Here is an 18049-nt window from a genome sequence, read left to right as displayed (position 1 = left end):
CTCAGACCTGCCCCTCCCCGTAGGCGGCCAGCGCCGCCCGCGCGGCCGAGCGCGCCTGCTCGGCCAGCTCGGGCGGCGAGACGATCCGGCCGTCCCGGCCCAGCCGCAGCGCCAGCGGGCGCAGCTGGGAGGGGTCGGCACTGCGCAGGGTGATCCGCAGCCCGCCGTCGGGCAGTTCCTCGGCACGGTCGTGGGTGTAGTACTCGGCCACCCAGCGCCCGCCGGAGGAGACCTCCACCACCACCTCGGGGTCGTCCGCCGCCGGGTTGACCAGCCCGCCGCTCAGGTCGCGCGGCTCGCGCCGGGGCGGGTCGGCCGGGACGTCCAGGACGCGGATCTCGGCGACCCGGTCCAGCCGGAACATCCGGTGGTCCTCGGAGGTGCGGCACCACGCCTCGAGGTAGGTGTGGCCCTCGGTGAGCAGCCGGATCGGGTCGACCTCGCGCTCGGTCATCCCGCCGCGCCCGTGCGAGTAGTAGCGCAGCCAGAGCCTGCGGCCCTCGCTGAGCGCGCGGTCGATGTCGGCGAAGACGTGGCTCTCCGCCTCGAAGGTCACCCCGACCCGGGCGCTGCCCTCGGCGCTCTCCCCCGCGGCGTTCTCGATCTTGGCGACCGCCCGGGTGAGCGCCTCCCGGTCCCCGGCCCGCAGGCCCGGCAGTCCGGCCACCGCGCGGGCGGCCACCAGCAGCGCGGTGGCCTCGTCGGCGGCCAGCCGCAGCGGCTGGGCCACGTCGTCCACGTTGTGCCACCAGATCCGCTCGCCGTCGGTGTCGATGTCGAGCAGGTCGCCGCCGCGGAAGCTGGTGCCGCACATCGGCAGCACGTTGAGGTCCCCGATCAGCTCGCGCTCGCTGATCCCGAAGGCCCGGGCCACCTCGGCGACCTCGGCCCCCGGCCGCTCGCGCAGGTAGGTGACCAGCGACAGCATCCGTCGCGTCTGGTCGATCGCATTGCTCATGCCCGTACGTCCTCCGAGTCCAGCCCAGCGACCGCCCGCAGCCGGTCGACCACATCCGCCCGCAGCTCCTCCGGCCCGAGCACCAGCACGTCCGGCCCGAACTCCGCGAGGTCGGCGCCCAGCCCGTTGCCGTACGGGATCTCCAGCTCGTCCCAGCCCTCGTCCACCCGGGTGCAGCTCAGCGCCTTGGTGCGCAGCGGGAAGCCCGCGCCGCGGCGGACCCGGACGGTCGCGGTGGCGGTGGCGCCCTCGCCGGCGAACTTGGCCACGGTGGCCCGGACGTCCACGTGCTCGGGCACCGTCCCGAGGAAGGCCCCAACCTTGGCCTTCACCTTGCCGGTGATCCGACTGAGCCGGAACACCCGGGCGTCGCCGCGGTCCCGGTCGTACCCGGCCAGGTACCAGTGGCCGCGCCAGCACTCCAGTGCCCACGGCTCGACGCTGCGCTGCTCGACGGCGGCGGCCCCGGCCTTGCGGTACTCGAAGGTGACCGGGCGGCGGTCCCGGGCGGCGGTGAGCAGCGGCTCGAACGCGGCCTCCCGGGCCGGGATGCGCGGCTCCAGGGCGGTGCGGCCCTCGGCCTCGCCGAACGGCACCCCCGCGGCGCGCAGCTTCTGCAGCGCGCCGCTGGCTGCGCCGGACATCTTGGCCTGCTGCCAGACCCGGGCGGCCAGGGTCAGCGCGGCGGCCTCCTCGGCGTCCAGCGCGATCTCCGGCAGCCGGTTGCGGTCGGCGCGGGCCAGGTAGCCGAGCTCCCCGTCCAGGGCGCTCTCGTCGACGTCGATCACCAGGCCGAGCTCGCGCAGGTCGTCCTTGTCCCGCTCGAACATCCGGTTGAAGGCGTCCTCGCTGCTGTTCTGCCAGGCCTCGCGGTACGCCTCGATGGATTCCCGCAGCTCCTTCTTGGAGAGCGGCCGTCTGGTGTTCATCAGGCACAGGGCGAGATTCATCAGCCGCTCTGCCTTGGCGATCGCCATCGCTGACCCTTCCGGTGTGCCGCGCCGCGCGCGGGGTGCGCCAACCGGGCGATCCCCGCCCGGCGGGACCGACCGTACCGGTAGCGGTACGCACTGCAAAAGCCGCGTCCCACGCCTGGTCGTCCCCGCGCGCCCACCGGGCCCGGAGACGGCCTCGGGCCGGGCCCCCGGAGGGGTCCGGCCCGAGGGTGGAGCAGGCTCAGACGCCCAGCAGGTCGACCACGAAGATCAGGGTCGAGTGCGGCGGGATGGCCGGGGTCGGCGACTGGGCACCGTAGGCCAGGTGCGAGGGGATGGTCAGCTCGCGGCGGCCGCCGACCTTCATGCCGACGACACCCTGGTCCCAGCCCTTGATGACGCGGCCGGCGCCCAGCGGGAAGCGGAACTCGTTGGGGCTCCGGTTCCAGCTGGCGTCGAACTCCTCGCCCGTCTCGAAGGTCACGCCGACGTAGCGCACGGTGACGACCTGGCCCGGCTTGGCCTCGGCGCCGTCGCCCACCACGAGGTCGCGGATCTGCAGCTCCGTCGGGGCGTCGCCGACCGGGAAGTCGATCTCGGGCTTCTCGTTGAGGTTGACGCTCACAGTTCCTCTTCTCACGTTCGCAATTTCCCTACACGACCAAGCGGCGGGCGCCCGCATCGCGGTCCGTTCCGGACCACGGTACGGGCGCCCGCCGCCCGTGGGGCACCGGCCACGCGGCCGCACCCCGAGGTCACACGTCGACCATTGTCACCCGAAAGTGGATCAGCCCTGACCGGCGTCGAGGATGTCGACCACGAACACCAGGGTCGCGCCGGGCGGGATGTCGCCCTGGCCCTTGTCCCCGTAGCCCAGCGAGGCCGGGATCACCAGCTCGACCCGGCTGCCGACGGTCTGGCCCACCAGGCCCTGGTCCCAGCCCTGGATGACCTGGCCGCCACCGACCGGGAAGGAGAACGCCTGGCCCTTGCTGAGCGAGGAGTCGAAGACCTTGCCGTCCTTGAACAGCGCACCGGTGTACTGGACGACGACCTTCTCGCCCTTCTCCACCGCCGGCCCGCTGCCCTTGATCAGGACGTGGGTCTTCAGCTCGGTCGGGTCCTTGGCCCCGGCCACCGGCGTGATGTCGGCCGGCTTCTTGCCGTTGTCCTTGACCTGCGGGAAGTCCGCCGGCGGCGGGGTGACGGTACCGCTCACCACGGCGTCGGGCGCGTTGGTGTTGCGGATGTCGATCACGAAGATCAGGTCGTCCTTGGCGCCGATCGACATGTCCGGCTTGCCCTGCGCGCCGAAGGCGGCGGCCGGCGGGGCCACCACCAGCAGCCGGCTGCCGGCCTTCTTCCCCACCACGGCCTGGTCCAGCGCCGGGATCAGCGAGTCGGTGCCGGCCTGGAAGATCTGCGGCTTGCCCTTGTCGTCGTACGAGCTCGGGATGTCCTTGCCGGTGTTCCAGTCCTTGGCGGTGTAGTCCACCGAGGTCCAGGAGTTCTTCTCGACCTTGGCGCCGCTGCCCTCGGACAGCACCTTCACCACGAAGGAGCCGTCGGACTTGTCGCCCGGCACCTGGATGTCGGCCTTCTTGCCGAAGTCACCGGTGACGGTCGGCAGCACCTTGGCGCTGTCCTTGATCGGCGGCACCGGTTCGGCGCTCGGCGTGGGCGGCGCGGTCGTGGCCGCGTCCGGCTTGGCGGCCGAGGTGCTGTCCTTGGAGTCGTCCTTGTTCACCATGTACAGCGTGACGCCGCTGCCGACCAGCAGGACGGCGAGCACCGTGCCGAGGATCACGCCGAGCTTGCCCACTCCCGGCGGGTTCTCGTCGTACCCGGCCTCGGAGGTCTCGGCCTTGCGCACGCTGCTGGCGAAGATCTGCGGGGCGTCGTCCGACGAGCTGCCGCCCGCGACGCGCGGCTTCTCGCCGGGCTGCACCCAGCCCGCCTGGTGCGCCAGGATCGACGGGGGGACGACGATCGATTCGCGATCCCCCGCGACCGGCCCGCCGGGACGAGAGGCGGCCGGGTCACCCGCAGAGCTGTCGTTCGCCGCGGTGCCGGCCCCGCCCGGGCTCGGCGTCTTCTCAGTCATGACTCCCCATCCATCTCGCCACGAGGTCTTCCAGGTCTGCGCCCGGCGTGGTGACCGCCGGCCTGCCGCCGCACCGCCCGCCCGGACCTCGGCGCCGGGCGGCGCCTGCCACAGTGCGAGGGGCAGTATGACAGCTCAGGATGAGGGCGGACGCTTCGTTGTACGAGCGTCCGCCCAAGCGTACGGAATCCTCCGGGTCACTTCCTAGCGCGTGCCCGACAATTCCCGCCGGGCGCCCGGCGCGTACCGTCGGACGGACCCCGGAGCGCCCGCTGGACCGCTGGACCGCCGAACGACTAGACCGCCTCGAGGATGTCGATCACGAACACCAGCGTGGAGTTCGCCGGCACCGCCCCCTGCGGCTGGTCCTTGTAGCCGAGCGCCGGCGGGACCACCAGCAGCACCCTGCTGCCCACGTTCTGCCCGACCAGACCCTTGTCCCAGCCCTCGATCACGCTCCCGGTGCCGATCTGCACCGCCTGCGCGCCTCCGTGCGACCAGGAGGCGTCGAACTGCTGCCCGTTGCTCCACAGCACGCCGGTGTACTGGACGATCAGGGTCTGCCCGCTCTTGACCTGCTTGCCCTCGCCCTTGATCAGCACCGCCTGCTGGAGCTCGGCGGGCGCGGCCTGCCCCTCCGGGATGGTGATCGTCACCGGCGCCTTGCCGTTGTCCTTGACCTGCGGCAGCGTCGCGGGGGGCTCGGTCATGGTGCCGGTCAGGGTGGAGTCCGGCGGCAGGCTCTCCATGATGTCCAGCACGAACACCACGGTGTCCCCCGGGCCCACGCCCAGTTGGCCGGAGCCCTTGTCCGCGAAGGCCGCCGCCGGCGGGGCCACCACCAGCAGCCGGCTGCCCACCTTCTTGCCGATCACGCTCTGGTCCAGCGCCGGCACCAACTGCCCGCTGCCGGCCTGGTAGAGCTGCGGCTTGCCGTTCTGGTCGTACGAGCTGGCCAGGTCCTTGCCGGTGCTCCAGTCCTTCGCCGTGTAGTTGACGGTCACCCAGTCGCCCTTGTTGACCGTCGACCGCTCGCCGTCGACCACCGTGTTCACCACGAACTGGCCGCTCGGCTGCCCCTCGGGCAGGTTGATGGTGGGTTTGCTGCCGAAACCGCCACCCGACACCGTGGGCATCGGCGAGGCCTCGCTGACGGGCGAGGGCACCGTCGGAGCGGCGGTCGCGGCGGACGGCGTCGCCTGGCCGGCCGGCTTGGACGAACTGCTGCAGGCGACCGCGAACAGCAGCGGCAGGGCGAGAAGCAAACCGGCGGTGCGGCGCACGGTGGTCCTAACTGTCGATCGAAGTCGGCTCTCCTGACTCGACGGACAGCGTATGCCGAGCATGCGTCCGGCCCCGGTAGACACCACCGGGGCCGGACGGCGCGTGATCACGGCGCCCCGATCACGGGCCCTACATCCCCGCGATGAGCTTCTCCACCCGCTCGTCGACCGAGCGGAACGGGTCCTTGCACAGCACCGTGCGCTGCGCCTGGTCGTTCAGCTTCAGGTGCACCCAGTCCACCGTGAAGTCCCGGCGCTGCTCCTGCGCCCGCCGGATGAAGTCCCCGCGCAGCCGGGCCCGGGTGGTCTGCGGCGGGATCGACTTGGCCTCGAAGGTCTTGAGGTCGGTCGTCACCCGCTGCGCCTGGCCCTTGCCCTGGAGCAGGTAGAACAGGCCGCGGCGGCGGTGGATGTCGTGGTAGGCGAGGTCGATCTGGGCGACCCGTGGGTTGGACATGCTCATCTGGTGCTTCTCGCGGTAGCGCTCGATGAGCTTGTACTTCATGATCCAGTCGATCTCGGTGGCCACGCCGTCCAGCTGCTCGGTGCGCACGGCCTCCAGGGTGCGGCCCCACAGGTCGAGCACCCGGGCGACGGTGCCGGTGTTGATGCCCTTGCGGTCGGCGAACTCCAGGGCCTTGGAGTAGTACTCCTCCTGGATGTCCAGCGCGCTGGCCTCCCGGCCGTTGGCCAGGCGCACCTGGTGGGTGCCGGTGAGGTCGTGGCTGACCTCGCGGATCGCCCGGATCGGGTTCTCCAGGGTGAGGTCGCGCATCACCACGCCCGCCTCGATCAGCCGCAGCACCAGGTCGGTGGCGCCGACCTTGAGCAGCGTGGTGGTCTCGGACATGTTGGAGTCGCCGACGATCACGTGCAGCCGGCGGTAGCGTTCGGCGTCCGCGTGCGGCTCGTCCCGGGTGTTGATGATCGGACGGGAGCGGGTGGTCGCCGAGCTGACGCCCTCCCAGATGTGCTCGGCCCGCTGGCTGACGCAGTACACCGCCCCGCGCGGGGTCTGCAGCACCTTGCCGGCGCCGCAGATGAGCTGCCGGGTCACCAGGAACGGGATGAGCACGTCGGCCAGCCGGGAGAACTCGCCGTGCCGTGCCACCAGGTAGTTCTCGTGGCAGCCGTAGGAGTTGCCGGCCGAGTCGGTGTTGTTCTTGAAGAGGTAGACGTCCCCCGCGATGCCCTCCTCGTGCAGCCGCCGCTCGGCGTCCACCAGGAGCCCTTCGAGGATGCGCTCGCCGGCCTTGTCGTGCGTCACCAGCTCGACCACGTCGTCGCACTCGGGGGTGGCGTACTCGGGGTGGGAGCCGACGTCGAGGTAGAGGCGGGCGCCGTTGCGCAGGAAGACGTTGCTGCTGCGGCCCCAGGAGACGACCCGGCGGAACAGGTACCGCGCCACCTCGTCCGGCGACAGCCGCCGCTGCCCGCGGAACGTGCAGGTCACGCCGTACTCGTTCTCCAGCCCGAAAATCCGGCGGTCCATGAGCACTCCATTCTGGTCGGAGCTGTCCGAAACCGCCTCCACGACGACTGGGCCGCCGCAGGGGCACCGGAGTCCCGCACGACGGCGGTCCGGCCGCCGTACGGGACTCCGCAGGCACTGCTACTCCGGCGTGGTGTCCGCCGGGTTCTCCTCGTCGTCCGCCTCGGCGGACTGGTCGCCGTCGAGCAGCCGGCTGAGCTGGTTGCCGAGGATCCGCTTGAACTTGCGCTGCTGGAACCGCTGGCGGTCGAGGACCGCGACCTCCAGTTGTTCCGGGGTGAGGGTGCGCGGGCTGCCGCCGTTGGGGTCGCGGGCGAGCGAGTCCACGGCCACCTTGACGGCCTCGGTCAGGCTCAGGCCGGCGCGGTGGCGCTGGCCCAGGTAGTTGCCGATCGAGTCGGCGTTGCCGCCGACCACCACGTAGTTCTTCTCGTCGACGACCGAGCCGTCCGGGGTGAGCCGGTAGATCTGGTCGTGGTCGGCGGTGCGGCCCACCTCGGCCACGATCAGCTCGACCTCGTACGGCTTCTCCCCGACCGAGGAGAAGATGGTGCCCAGGGTCTGGGCGTACACGTTGGCCAGCCCCCGGGCGGTGACGTCGGCCCGGTCGTAGGAGTATCCGCGCAGGTCGGCGTAGCGGACGCCGCCGATGCGCAGGTTCTCGAACTCGTTGTAGCGGCCGACCGCCGCGAAGGCGATCTTGTCGTAGATCTCGGAGACCTTGTGGAGCGCTCGGGAGGTGTTCTCCGCGACGAAGACGATGCCGTCGGCGTAGGTGAGCACGACCACGCTGCGGCCGCGCGCGATGCCCTTGCGGGCGTACTCCGCGCGGTCCGCCATGGCCTGCTGGGGCGAGACGTAGAACGGTGTCGACACCGGCGGTCGTCCCTTTCCTGTGAGGTGATGGCTAGATCAGCGGGGCCTGCGGACCGTTCGGGCGGGTCAGGCGCTCGTCGGTGATGGCGACGGCGACCTGGGTGACCTCCGCCTCGGTGAGGCGGCGGAAGCCGTCCTCGGTGATCAGCGAGACGATCGGGAAGATCTTCCGGGCGAGGTCCGGGCCGCCGGTCGCGGAGTCGTCGTCCGCGGCGTCGTAGAGCGCCTGGACGACCAGGGTGACGGCCTGGTCGGCGGTGAGGTCGTCGCGGTAGAGCTTCTTCATCGAGCCGCGGGCGAACACCGAGCCCGAGCCGGTGGCGGCGAATCCGCGTTCCTCGGAGCGGCCGCCGGTGACGTCGTAGTTGAAGATCCGGCCACGGCCGAGCTCCAGGTCGTAACCGGCGAAGATCGGCACGACCGCCAGGCCCTGCATCGCCATGCCCAGGTTGCCCCGGATCATGGTGGTCAGCCGGTTGGCCTTGCCCTCCAGGGAGAGCGTGGTGCCCTCGATCTTCTCGTAGTGCTCCAGCTCCAGCTGGAACAACCGGACCATCTCGACCGCGAGGCCCGCGGTGCCGGCGATGCCGACCGCGCTGTACTCGTCGGCCGGGAAGACCTTCTCTATGTCGCGCTGGGCGATGACGTTGCCCATGGTCGCCCGGCGGTCACCCGCGATCACCACGCCGCCGTCGAAGACCGCGGCCACGATCGTGGTCCCGTGCGGGGCCTCGACCGCGGCTCCCTCGGGCAGCCCCCGGTGGCTGGGGACCAGCTCCGGCTTGTGCTCGGCGAGGAAGTCGAGGAACGACGAGGACCCCGGGGTCAGGAAGGCAGCCGGTAGACGCCCGGTGCCACGAGTGTTGGCTTCCACACGATTCCTTCCAGGTAGCTTGAAGCGCGCAATGCCCGCACCCTACCCGCCGACGATCACTGTCCACGCGTGGAGGGGCCGGTGCCGGGCGGCCGGGCGGCCGACGCCGCCCGACCGCCCGGGACGGTCGCGACCGTGAAATTGCCGATTACCGGGGAAGGGCTATTGCCCGCCCTTCTGGACGAATCCCCGCACGAAATCCTCGGCGTTGGATTCGAGGACCTCGTCGATTTCGTCCAGTACCGCGTCGACGTCGTCGCTCAGCTTTTCCTGGCGCTCCTTGAGGTCGTCGGAATCCTGAGTTTCCGCGACCTCCTCCGAGACCTCCTCGGAGGAGCGGTTTGCCCGCTGCTGGCCGCCGCCGGTGTCCTTGCTCGCCATTTCCCTCACCCCGCTCGATTCGTCTGGCACGGTTTGGTCGGTCGGTCGTTGCCCGTTGGCACCGACCCTATACACAAGGTGCGACTGCCGCTCCCGGTTTGCCGGTGGCGCCTCCTGTCCAACACCCGCTGCCACCCCGGATGATTCCCATTCGGCGGACGTTCACCCGTGGTGATCGAAAAGTTACCCGCCGGACAGTACACGAAGCAGGTCCTCGGCCGTCCGGCAGCGGTCCAGCAGTTCCTTGACGTGGTTGCGGGTGCCGCGCAGCGGCTCCAGCGTCGGTACCCGCTGCAGCGAGTCACGGCCCGGCAGGTCGAAGATCACCGAGTCCCAGGAGGCCGCCGCGACGTGGTCCGCGTACTGCTCCAGGCAGCGCCCCCGGAAGTACGCCCTGGTGTCCTCCGGCGGCTTGGAGACGGCCCGTTCGACCTCCTCCTCGGTCAGCAGCCGCTCGAACCGGCCGCGGGCCACCAGGCGGTTGTAGAGGCCCTTCTCGGGTCGGACGTCGCTGTACTGGAGGTCGACCAGGTGCAGCCGAGGGTTGTCCCACTCCAGGGCGTCCCGGCTGCGGTAGCCCTCCAGGATCTCCCGCTTGGCGATCCAGTCGAGCTGCCGGGAGAGCGACATCGGATCGCGTTCCAGCTTCCCGAGCGCGTCCTCCCAGCGCGCCAGCACGTCCACGGTCTGCTCGTCGGCGTCGGTGCCGAAGCGGTCCTCCACGTACTTGCGGGCCAGCTCGAAGTACTCCAGCTGGAGCTGGACGGCGGTGAGCTTGCGGCCGTTGCGCAGGGTGATCAGGTGCTTGAGGGAGGGGTCGTGGGAGACCCGGTGCAGGGTGCGCACCGGCTGGTCGACGGCCAGGTCGGAGGCGATGAAGGCGTCCTCGATCATCGACAGGACCAGTGAGGTGGTGCCCAGCTTGAGGTAGGTGGAGATCTCGGAGAGGTTGGCGTCCCCGATGATCACGTGCAGCCGGCGGTACTTCTCGGCGTCGGCGTGCGGCTCGTCGCGGGTGTTGATGATCGGCCGCTTGAGGGTGGTCTCCAGGCCGACCTCGACCTCGAAGTAGTCCGCCCGCTGGCTGATCTGGAAGCCGTGCGCCGAGCCGTCCTGGCCGATGCCGACCCGGCCGGCGCCGGTGACCACCTGGCGGGAGACGAAGAAGGGGGTGAGGTGGCGGACGATGTCGGCGAACGGCGTCGCCCGCTTCATCAGGTAGTTCTCGTGGGTGCCGTAGGAGGCGCCCTTGTTGTCGGTGTTGTTCTTGTAGAGGTGGATGGTCTGCCCGTTGGGCAGTTCCAGCGCGCGTTGCGCGGCGGCCGCCATGATCCGCTCGCCCGCCTTGTCCCACAGCACGGCGTCGCGCGGGTTGGTCACCTCGGGCGAGCTGTACTCGGGGTGGGCGTGGTCCACGTAGAACCGGGCCCCGTTGGTGAGGATCACGTTGGCCAGGCCGATGTCCTCGTCGGTCAGCTGGCTCGCGTCGGCCACCTCGCGCGCGAGGTCGAAGCCCCGCGCGTCACGCAGCGGGTTCTCCTCCTCGAAGTCCCAGCGGGCCCGCCGCGCCCGGTGCATCGCCGCCGCGTAGGCGTTGACGATCTGGGACGAGGTGAGCATGGCGTTGGCGTTGGGGTGGCCGGGCACGGAGATCCCGTACTCGGTCTCGATGCCCATCACGCGCCGTACGGTCATGCGGCCCTCCTTGCCCGGTGCGCCGCCCCCGGCGGGCGGAACACACTGACGTACCGCTGAACAACACCGACGCCGGCGATCTGCCCGCGGCGGTGGATCGAGCCTAGAACCCGGCGCCGACCGGCCGGCCCCGAGACGCGCCGTCCGGCTGCGGGGCCGCGAGGCGCCACAGCCGGACGGTGTGCGTACAGCTCCGGGGACCGCTGCCGGCCCGGGTAACCGCGTGCTTACAGGTACTGCCCCGTGTTGGCGACAGTGTCGATGGAGCGGCCGGACTCGGCGCCCTGCTTGCCGGTGACCAGGGTGCGGATGAAGACGATCCGCTCGCCCTTCTTGCCGGAGATGCGGGCCCAGTCGTCCGGGTTGGTGGTGTTGGGCAGGTCCTCGTTCTCCTTGAACTCGTCCACGCAGGCGGCGAGCAGGTGGGAGACGCGCAGGCCGCGCTGGCCGTGGTCCAGGTAGTCCTTGATGGCCATCTTCTTCGCGCGGTCGACGATGTTCTGGATCATCGCCCCGGAGTTGAAGTCCTTGAAGTACAGGACCTCCTTGTCACCGTTCGCGTAGGTGACCTCCAGGAAGCGGTTCTCCTCCGTCTCGGAGTACATCCGCTCCACCACCGACTGGATCATCGCGGCCACCGTGGCCTCGACGGAGCCGTCGTGCTCCTTGAGGTCGTCCGGGTGGAACGGCAGCGAGTCCTTGAGGTACTTGGAGAAGATGTCCTTGGCCGCCTCGGCGTCCGGGCGCTCGATCTTGATCTTGACGTCCAGGCGGCCGGGCCGCAGGATCGCCGGGTCGATCATGTCCTCGCGGTTCGAGGCGCCGATGACGATGACGTTCTCCAGGCCCTCCACGCCGTCGATCTCGGCGAGCAGCTGCGGGACGATGGTGTTCTCCACGTCCGAGCTGACGCCGGAACCGCGGGTGCGGAACAGCGACTCCATCTCGTCGAAGAAGACGATGACGGGCGTGCCCTCGCTCGCCTTCTCCCGGGCCCGCTGGAAGACCAGGCGGATCTGCCGCTCGGTCTCGCCCACGTACTTGTTGAGCAGCTCGGGGCCCTTGATGTTGAGGAAGTAGCTCTTCCCCTGGGGGCGGCCGGTGACCTCGGCGACCTTCTTGGCCAGCGAGTTGGCGACGGCCTTGGCGATCAGCGTCTTGCCGCAGCCGGGCGGGCCGTAGAGCAGGACGCCCTTCGGCGGGCGCAGCTCGTACTCCTTGAAGAGGTCGGCGTGCAGGTAGGGCAGCTCGACCGCGTCGCGGATCAGCTCGATCTGGTTGCTCAGGCCGCCGATCTGGCGGTAGTCGATGTCCGGGACCTCCTCGAGGACCAGCTCCTCGACCTCGGCCTTCGGCACGACCTCGTACACGTAGCCGGAGCGGGGCTCCAGCAGCAGGGCGTCCCCCGCCCGGACGGTGGCCCCGCGCAGCGGTTCGGCGAGGCGCACCACCCGCTCCTCGTCGGTGTGGCCGAGGACCAGGGCCCGCTCGCCGTCCTCCAGGATCTCCTTGAGGGTGACGATCTCGCCGATGTTCTCGAAGGCCATCGCGTCCACGATGTTGAGGGCCTCGTTGAGCATCACTTCCTGGCCGCGCCGCAGCTCGTCCAGGGCGACGTTCGGGCTGACGTTGACACGGAGCTTGCGCCCGCCGGTGAAGATGTCGGCGGTGCCGTCCTCGTTCGCTTCGAGGAAGGTGCCGAAGCCGGCCGGGGGCTGTGCCAGCCGGTCCACTTCCTCCTTGAGGGCCACGATCTGGTCGCGGGCCTCGCGCAGGGTGGAGGCGAGCCGTTCGTTCTGGGCGGTCACGCCGGCCAGGTTGGTCTGGAGCTCGACGATGCGCTCTTCGAGGACTCTCGAATTGCGCGGCGAGTCGGCGAGCTTGCGGCGCAGCACGGCGATCTCCTGCTCAAGGTACGAGACCTGAGCGGCCTCGTCGGAACCACGAGCGGGCCTGCCGGTGCTGCGGTTGTAGTCGTCATCGTGGGCTGCCACGGTCCTCACCTCCTCCGGGGAGCTGGACGCTTCCAGACCCTACCTGGGACCAGGGGTCCGTAAACCCCTAGATCAAGAAAGATGGAACGGGCGTGTCCGATCTTCGCCCCAGCGTGCTTCCCCTCTGCTAAGGGGATACCCACCGCACACCTCCCAAAGCGGACCGGATGTATCGTCGGGCGAAGTGATATCCGATCGCGACCCCCGTGCGGGGTGCGATCGTTGTACGAATGGCGGGATTGCCCCAGGAAAGCGGGCGACCCGGGACAGAAACGGCAGGGGACCATGTCGGTGACCGAGCAGACCGCGGCGGCGACCGAGGAGCTGGAGGTGTGGATCGACCAGGATCTGTGCACCGGCGACGGCATCTGCGCGCAGTACGCGCCCGAGGTCTTCGAGCTGGACATCGACGGACTGGCGTACGTGAAGGGCCCGGACGACGAGTTGCGCCAGCAGCCCGGGCAGACCGCCCCGGTGCCGCTGACGCTCCTTCAGGACGTCGTCGACTCGGCGAAGGAGTGCCCCGGCGACTGCATCCACGTGCGCCGGGTCGCCGACCGGGTCGAGGTGTACGGTCCGGACGCCGAGTGAGCGCGGTGAGTTGAGCGGCCGGGCCTCAGGCCTGGCCGGCCGGGGCGGCGGTCTGGGAGCGTTCCCAGCCGCCGCCCTTGCGCGTCCAGGTGAGGTCCAGTGAGACGTCGGGGCGGAAGCGCGGCACGTCCTCGCTCGAATACCCCTGCGCGCGCCCGGTGATGGCACCGTCGGAGCGCACCGCGAGCCGGCTCAGGGTGAGGTTCTCGCGCTCGGTCAGCAGGGTGGCGACCACCGCGGGCCGCTGGTCGGTGCCGAAGCCGAGCAGGTAGACGGAGTCCGGCGGGGTGCCGGTGTCGGTGGCGCAGTGCGCGACGACGACCGTGCCCGGCTGTCCGTCAGCGAGCCGGGCGGACACGCTGAGGACCGTCTTGACCGGGAACGGGCCGCAGTCCAGCGGCAGTTGGGCCTTGGCCGGATCGGGGGCGGCGGTCGCGGCGAGCGTCTCAGGGGCTTTGCCGCGGGCCGGCACGGGGCTGCCGGTCGCCGGGGAGGCGGCGAGGGCGGCGGCCACCACCGCGCCGCAGCCGGCCAGGGCGACGGCCCAGTGCCAGGGAGCGGTTCGCGCGTGCCCGGGCCGGGTGCGGCCCCGGGATGTCTGCTGTCCAGCCGTCGCCGTCGTTCCGACCGCGGTCTCCACCAGGCGTCCCCTCCAGAGCTCCAGGAGCTGGTCTGCGTGCGCGAGCATCGTCCCACACCGTGCCCGGGGGCCGTCCGCCGGGGAGCCGGGGGCACGCGGGCGGCAAGAAGGAAGGGGTGGCGCGAGCTCCACGCTCGCACCACCCCTTCTCCGAGGGTGTGGGCTCAGCCCAGGTCGGGCTGCCGGCCCTCGTCGGCGCGGGCGGCCTTGCGGGCCGCGGCGCGCTCCTGGAGGGTGGGCTCGGGCGCCCCGCTGTCGTAGTCCTCGCCGTACGCGCCCTTGGCCGGGCGGCGGCGGCGCAGCGGCGGCTCGACGCCGTCCGCCAGGCGGCGGGCGGTGAGCAGGAAGCCGGTGTGGCCGATCATCCGGTGGTCCGGGCGGACGGCCAGGCCCTCGAGGTGCCAGGTGCGGACCATGGTCTCCCAGGCCTGCGGCTCGGTGAAGGTGCCGTGCTCGCGCAGCGCCTCGACGGTCCGCGACATCTGCGTGGTGGTGGCCACGTAGCAGCAGATGAGGCCGCCGGGGACGAGCGCCTTGGAGGCGACGTCCAGGCACTCCCAGGGGGCCAGCATGTCCAGGATGATCCGGTCGACGTCGGTCTCGGCCAGGTTGTCCTGGAGGTCGCCGACGGTGAGCTTCCACGCCGGGTGCGGGCCGCCGAAGTAGCGCTCGACGTTGCCCCGGGCGATGTCCGCGAAGTCCTGGCGGCGCTCGTAGGAGGCCAGCATGCCCTGCTCGCCGACGGCACGCAGCAGGTACGTGCTGAGCGCGCCGGAGCCGACGCCGGCCTCGACGACGCGGGCGCCCGCGAAGATGTCGGCCATCGCGAGGATCTGCCCCGCGTCCTTGGGGTAGATCACGGCGGCGCCGCGCGGCATGGACAGGACGTAGTCGGGGAGCAGGGGACGCAGCGCGAGGTACGGGACGTTCCCCGTGGTGCGCACGACCGTGCCCTCGGGGGCGCCGATCAGCTCGTCGTGGGGGAACGCACCCTTGTGGGTGTGGAACTGGTTCCCGGCCTGGAGCGTGAACGTGTAGTGGCGACCCTTGGGGTCGGTCAGCTGGACCTGGTCCCCGACCTGGAAGGGCCCGCGTCGGCGGGCGGCACCGGTCGGTTCGGACATGCGGCCAATCCTAAGGGACCGCGGCCCGCCGCCCGACCACGCCCGGAGCGGCGCCGCCGCGGCCGCCCCGGGTCACCGGCCGGCGACCGCCGCGGTCAACCGCTGCTCGATGTCGGTGAGCGCGGCCACGCCGTACATCCGGCCGTCCGCCTCGACCACCAGGTACTCCCCCGCCGGGGTGGTCTGGATGGCCCGCAGCAGCGCCTCGCCGCTCAGCTCCGCGTCCAGCCGCAGGCCGGGTTCGAGGTCCCGGGCGAGCGGGCCGACGGCCACCCAGGGGCGGCGGTGCTCGGGTACGGCCCGGACGGCGGACTCGCGCACGATGGCGATCGGCTCGCCCCGGCCGTCCACCACGACGACCGCGCCGGCCTGGGCCTCGCGGGCCCGGCGCATCGCCTCGCCGAGCGGGGTGTCGGCGGTGACCTCGACGGCCCGGCGGGCGAAGTCGCGCAGCCGCAGCCCGGGCAGCACCTCCTTGAGCCGGGCGTTGCGCAGGCTGCCGGTGGCGCCGTTCCAGATGATCGCGGCGAGGACGGCGGCGAGCACCGCGTCCACCAGGGTGTCGGTGGTGCCGCGCTCGACCCCGCGGGAGGCGCTGACCAGCGGCAGGCCGAACAGCACCACGACCGCCAGTGCCCGGCCGACCCAGGCGGCGGCGACCGTGCCGGTCATCGCCCGCCCGCTGACCGCCCAGACCAGGGCGCGCAGCATCCGGCCGCCGTCCAGCGGCAGGCCCGGCAGCAGGTTGAAGGCGGCGACGACCAGGTTGGAGACCATCAGGCCGGTGAGCAGCACCCCGGGCACGGTGGACAGCTCCACGGCGCGCAGCGCCAGGTAGCAGATCCCGCCGAGGACGAGGGAGAGCAGCGGGCCGACGAAGGCCAGCCAGAACTCGCGCCACGGGGTCTCGGCCTCGTTCTCGATCTCGGAGACGCCGCCGAAGAACTGCAGCTGGATCCGCCGCACCCCGAGCTTGTAACGCAGCGCGACCAGGGTGTGGGCCAGCTCGTGCACCAGGACGGAGGCGTAGAAGGCGACGGCGAAGAAGAACGCGACCAGGTAGCGGGTGCCGCCCAGCTCGGGCAGGACGTCGCCGAGCTGCCCGCCGAACACCCAGGTGATCAGGGCGGCGATGACGAACCAGGATGGGGTGACGTAGACCGGCACCCCGAAGGGGCGCCCCATCAGGAGGCCGCCGCCGCGCTCCGGCGGCCGCCCGCCCGGGCGCCCACCGTCCTTCGGCGGCTGGTCGGAGGTCTGCTGCCCCCTGGTGTCGCTCACCGTGATCCCTTCGGTCGTGCCACCGTCGTGCCCCCGGTGCGCCCACGCTACGTGATCGCGGCCCTGCGGCGCCGCGCGCCCCTCTGTCACCCCTCATACCCACTGGACGGCGCCCGGACCGGGCCGGGACCGACGGGTGTGCCAGCACGGTGGCAGCGGGATGACAGCGAAGGGCAATAGGGTCTTGGGCATGCAGCAGACCGACACCAGCAGCGCCGTCGACGCCCCGGCGCGCCCGGCGGCGCCCCCGACCGGGCTGTCCCCGTCCCGCGCGGGGGACTTCCTGACCTGTCCCCTGCTGTACCGGCTGCGGGTGATCGACCGGCTGCCCGAGCCGCCGAGCCCGGCGGCGACCAGGGGCACGCTGGTGCACGCGGTGCTGGAGCGGCTGTTCGACAGCCCGGCGGCCGAGCGGACGCCGGAGCGGGCGCTGGGCCTGCTGCGCCCGCAGTGGGAGCGGCTGCTGGGCGAGCGCCCGGAGCTGGGCGGGCTGTTCCCGGACGATCCGGACGGCGCGGCGCTCACCCGCTGGCTGGCGGACGCCGAGAAGCTGGTCGGCCAGTGGTTCCGGCTGGAGGACCCGACCCGGCTGTACCCGGTGGAGCGCGAGCTCTACGTGGAGACGGCGCTGGAGTCGGGGCTGCTGCTGCGCGGCTACATCGACCGCGTGGACGTCGCCCCGACCGGTGAGGTCCGGCTGGTGGACTACAAGACCGGCCGGGCGCCCTCGCGGGACTTCGAGGGCAAGGCGATGTTCCAGATGAAGTTCTACGCGCTGGTGGTGTGGCGGTGGAAGGGTGTGATCCCCAAGCGCCTCCAGCTGGTCTACCTGGGCGGCGGCGGGGACGTGGTCAGCTACGACCCGGACGAGGCCGACCTGCTCGCGGTGGAGCGCAAGCTGCAGGCGCTGTGGGAGCGGATCAGCCACGCGGTGGCCACCGGGGACTTCCCGGCCACCCGCAACCGCCTCTGCGACTGGTGCGACCACCGGGCCAGCTGCCCGGAGTTCGGCGGCACCCCGCCGCCGTACCCGCTGCCGCTGGCCCGTACATCGGATGAGAGCGATCCCACGGGGGATCCGATGAGCAAGGAGTCCTAGTGACGATCCGAGTGCTGCTGGTCGACGACCAGCCGCTGCTGCGCACCGGTTTCCGGATGATCCTGGAGGCCGAGTCCGACCTGGTGGTGGTCGGGGAGGCCGGCGACGGTCAGCAGGCGCTGGACCAGGTGCGGGCGCTGCAGCCCGACGTGGTGCTGATGGACATCCGGATGCCGCGGATGGACGGCGTCGAGGCGACCCGCCGGATCGCCGGCCCCGGGCGGGACGGCCCGGCCAAGGTGCTGGTGCTGACCACCTTCGACCTGGACGAGTACGTGGTGGAGGCGCTGCGGGCGGGCGCCAGCGGCTTCCTGCTGAAGGACGTCCCGGCGGAGGAGCTGGTGCAGGCGATCCGGGTGGTCGCGGACGGCGCGGCGATGCTGGCTCCGAGCATCACCCGCCGACTGCTGGACATGTACGCCACCAAGCTGCCCTCGGGGGACGAGGCGCCGCCGCAGGCGCTGAACGCGCTGACCGAGCGGGAGCTGGAGGTGCTGAAGCTGGTGGCGCGCGGACTGTCGAACGCGGAGATCGCGGCCGAGCTGTTCGTCAGCGAGACCACCGTGAAGACCCACGTCGGCCACGTGCTGACCAAGCTCCAGCTGCGCGACCGGGTGCAGGCGGCGGTGTACGCCTACGAGAGCGGACTGGTGCGGCCCGGCACGCTGTGACGGCCGTCCGCGGTCGGGCGGAGACGACGGCGGCCCGTCCGCTGCCCCGGG

17 protein-coding genes are annotated in these 18049 nt (G+C 71.5%); 3 read left to right on the top strand and 14 right to left on the bottom strand.

The genetic code is table 11. From position 1 onward, the window contains the following. Nucleotide 1: 1 nt before the first annotated feature. The 11 genes from ABT247_RS05985 to arc all read right to left on the bottom strand — a co-directional run bounded on the left by ABT247_RS05985 (nucleotide 2) and on the right by arc (nucleotide 12592). Nucleotides 2-958, bottom strand: coding sequence for a helix-turn-helix transcriptional regulator (locus ABT247_RS05985; RefSeq protein WP_350738609.1), 957 nt, complete (start codon nucleotides 956-958; stop codon nucleotides 2-4). Beyond that, nucleotides 955-1935, bottom strand: coding sequence for a helix-turn-helix transcriptional regulator (locus ABT247_RS05980; protein WP_350738606.1), 981 nt, complete (start codon nucleotides 1933-1935; stop codon nucleotides 955-957). The genes ABT247_RS05985 and ABT247_RS05980 overlap by 4 nt, the downstream gene beginning before the upstream one ends. A 199-nt stretch (nucleotides 1936-2134) precedes the next feature. After that, a complete protein-coding gene (locus ABT247_RS05975) occupies nucleotides 2135-2518 on the bottom strand; it encodes an FKBP-type peptidyl-prolyl cis-trans isomerase (protein WP_350738603.1) in 384 nt (127 codons plus the stop codon). A gap of 162 nt (nucleotides 2519-2680) precedes the next feature. Beyond that, a complete protein-coding gene (locus ABT247_RS05970; RefSeq protein ID WP_350738600.1) occupies nucleotides 2681-3997 on the bottom strand; it encodes an FKBP-type peptidyl-prolyl cis-trans isomerase in 1317 nt (438 codons plus the stop codon). A gap of 296 nt (nucleotides 3998-4293) precedes the next feature. Beyond that, a complete protein-coding gene (locus ABT247_RS05965; protein ID WP_350738598.1) occupies nucleotides 4294-5280 on the bottom strand; it encodes an FKBP-type peptidyl-prolyl cis-trans isomerase in 987 nt (328 codons plus the stop codon). Between the two features lie 130 nt (nucleotides 5281-5410). After that, nucleotides 5411-6772: a Pup--protein ligase gene (gene pafA / locus ABT247_RS05960; RefSeq protein WP_350738595.1), complete on the bottom strand. Its 1362-nt coding sequence runs from the start codon at nucleotides 6770-6772 to the stop codon at nucleotides 5411-5413. 120 nt (nucleotides 6773-6892) lie between these two features. Further along, nucleotides 6893-7648 (bottom strand): proteasome subunit alpha, encoded by a 756-nt coding sequence (gene prcA, locus ABT247_RS05955; protein WP_350738592.1) that lies wholly within the window; start codon nucleotides 7646-7648, stop codon nucleotides 6893-6895. A gap of 31 nt (nucleotides 7649-7679) precedes the next feature. Continuing rightward, nucleotides 7680-8522 carry a proteasome subunit beta gene (prcB, locus tag ABT247_RS05950; protein WP_350738589.1) on the bottom strand — a complete coding sequence of 281 codons (843 nt, stop codon included), beginning with the start codon at nucleotides 8520-8522 and terminating at the stop codon, nucleotides 7680-7682. A 162-nt stretch (nucleotides 8523-8684) separates the two neighbouring features. Beyond that, nucleotides 8685-8903 carry a ubiquitin-like protein Pup gene (locus tag ABT247_RS05945; protein WP_350738587.1) on the bottom strand — a complete coding sequence of 73 codons (219 nt, stop codon included), beginning with the start codon at nucleotides 8901-8903 and terminating at the stop codon, nucleotides 8685-8687. A gap of 183 nt (nucleotides 8904-9086) precedes the next feature. After that, entirely contained in the window at nucleotides 9087-10598 is a 1512-nt protein-coding gene (gene dop / locus ABT247_RS05940) for a depupylase/deamidase Dop (RefSeq protein ID WP_350738584.1), read from the bottom strand. Nucleotides 10599-10825: 227 nt separating this feature from the next. After that, the gene (gene arc / locus ABT247_RS05935) at nucleotides 10826-12592 is read right to left on the bottom strand and encodes a proteasome ATPase (RefSeq protein WP_350738581.1); all 1767 of its coding nucleotides are present in this window, start codon (nucleotides 12590-12592) and stop codon (nucleotides 10826-10828) included. A gap of 285 nt (nucleotides 12593-12877) precedes the next feature. On the opposite strand from arc, the gene ABT247_RS05930 reads away from it, so the two are divergent. Further along, nucleotides 12878-13183, top strand: coding sequence for a ferredoxin (locus ABT247_RS05930; protein ID WP_350738578.1), 306 nt, complete (start codon nucleotides 12878-12880; stop codon nucleotides 13181-13183). A gap of 25 nt (nucleotides 13184-13208) precedes the next feature. Here ABT247_RS05930 and ABT247_RS05925 read toward each other — a convergent pair whose 3' ends face one another. From ABT247_RS05925 to ABT247_RS05915, 3 genes are all read right to left on the bottom strand, one after another. Then, complete coding sequence (locus ABT247_RS05925; protein ID WP_350738576.1) at nucleotides 13209-13871, bottom strand: hypothetical protein; 663 nt, start codon at nucleotides 13869-13871, stop codon at nucleotides 13209-13211. A 116-nt stretch (nucleotides 13872-13987) separates the two neighbouring features. After that, nucleotides 13988-14947, bottom strand: coding sequence for a tRNA (adenine-N1)-methyltransferase (locus ABT247_RS05920; protein ID WP_350738573.1), 960 nt, complete (start codon nucleotides 14945-14947; stop codon nucleotides 13988-13990). A gap of 72 nt (nucleotides 14948-15019) precedes the next feature. Further along, nucleotides 15020-16228 (bottom strand): site-2 protease family protein, encoded by a 1209-nt coding sequence (locus ABT247_RS05915; RefSeq protein WP_350738570.1) that lies wholly within the window; start codon nucleotides 16226-16228, stop codon nucleotides 15020-15022. Nucleotides 16229-16418: 190 nt separating this feature from the next. Between ABT247_RS05915 and ABT247_RS05910 the strand changes: the two genes are divergently transcribed. Continuing rightward, a complete protein-coding gene (locus tag ABT247_RS05910) occupies nucleotides 16419-17327 on the top strand; it encodes a RecB family exonuclease (RefSeq protein ID WP_350738567.1) in 909 nt (302 codons plus the stop codon). Then, nucleotides 17327-17998, top strand: a complete 672-nt coding sequence (locus tag ABT247_RS05905) for a response regulator (RefSeq protein ID WP_238739925.1) — start codon at nucleotides 17327-17329, stop codon at nucleotides 17996-17998. Before ABT247_RS05910 ends, ABT247_RS05905 begins: the two co-directional genes overlap by 1 nt. Nucleotides 17999-18049: the final 51 nt, after the last annotated feature.

Source organism: Kitasatospora sp. NPDC001539 (assembly GCF_040298565.1).
Classification (GTDB): domain Bacteria; phylum Actinomycetota; class Actinomycetes; order Streptomycetales; family Streptomycetaceae; genus Kitasatospora.
This window is presented reverse-complemented; position numbering and strand designations above follow the sequence as displayed.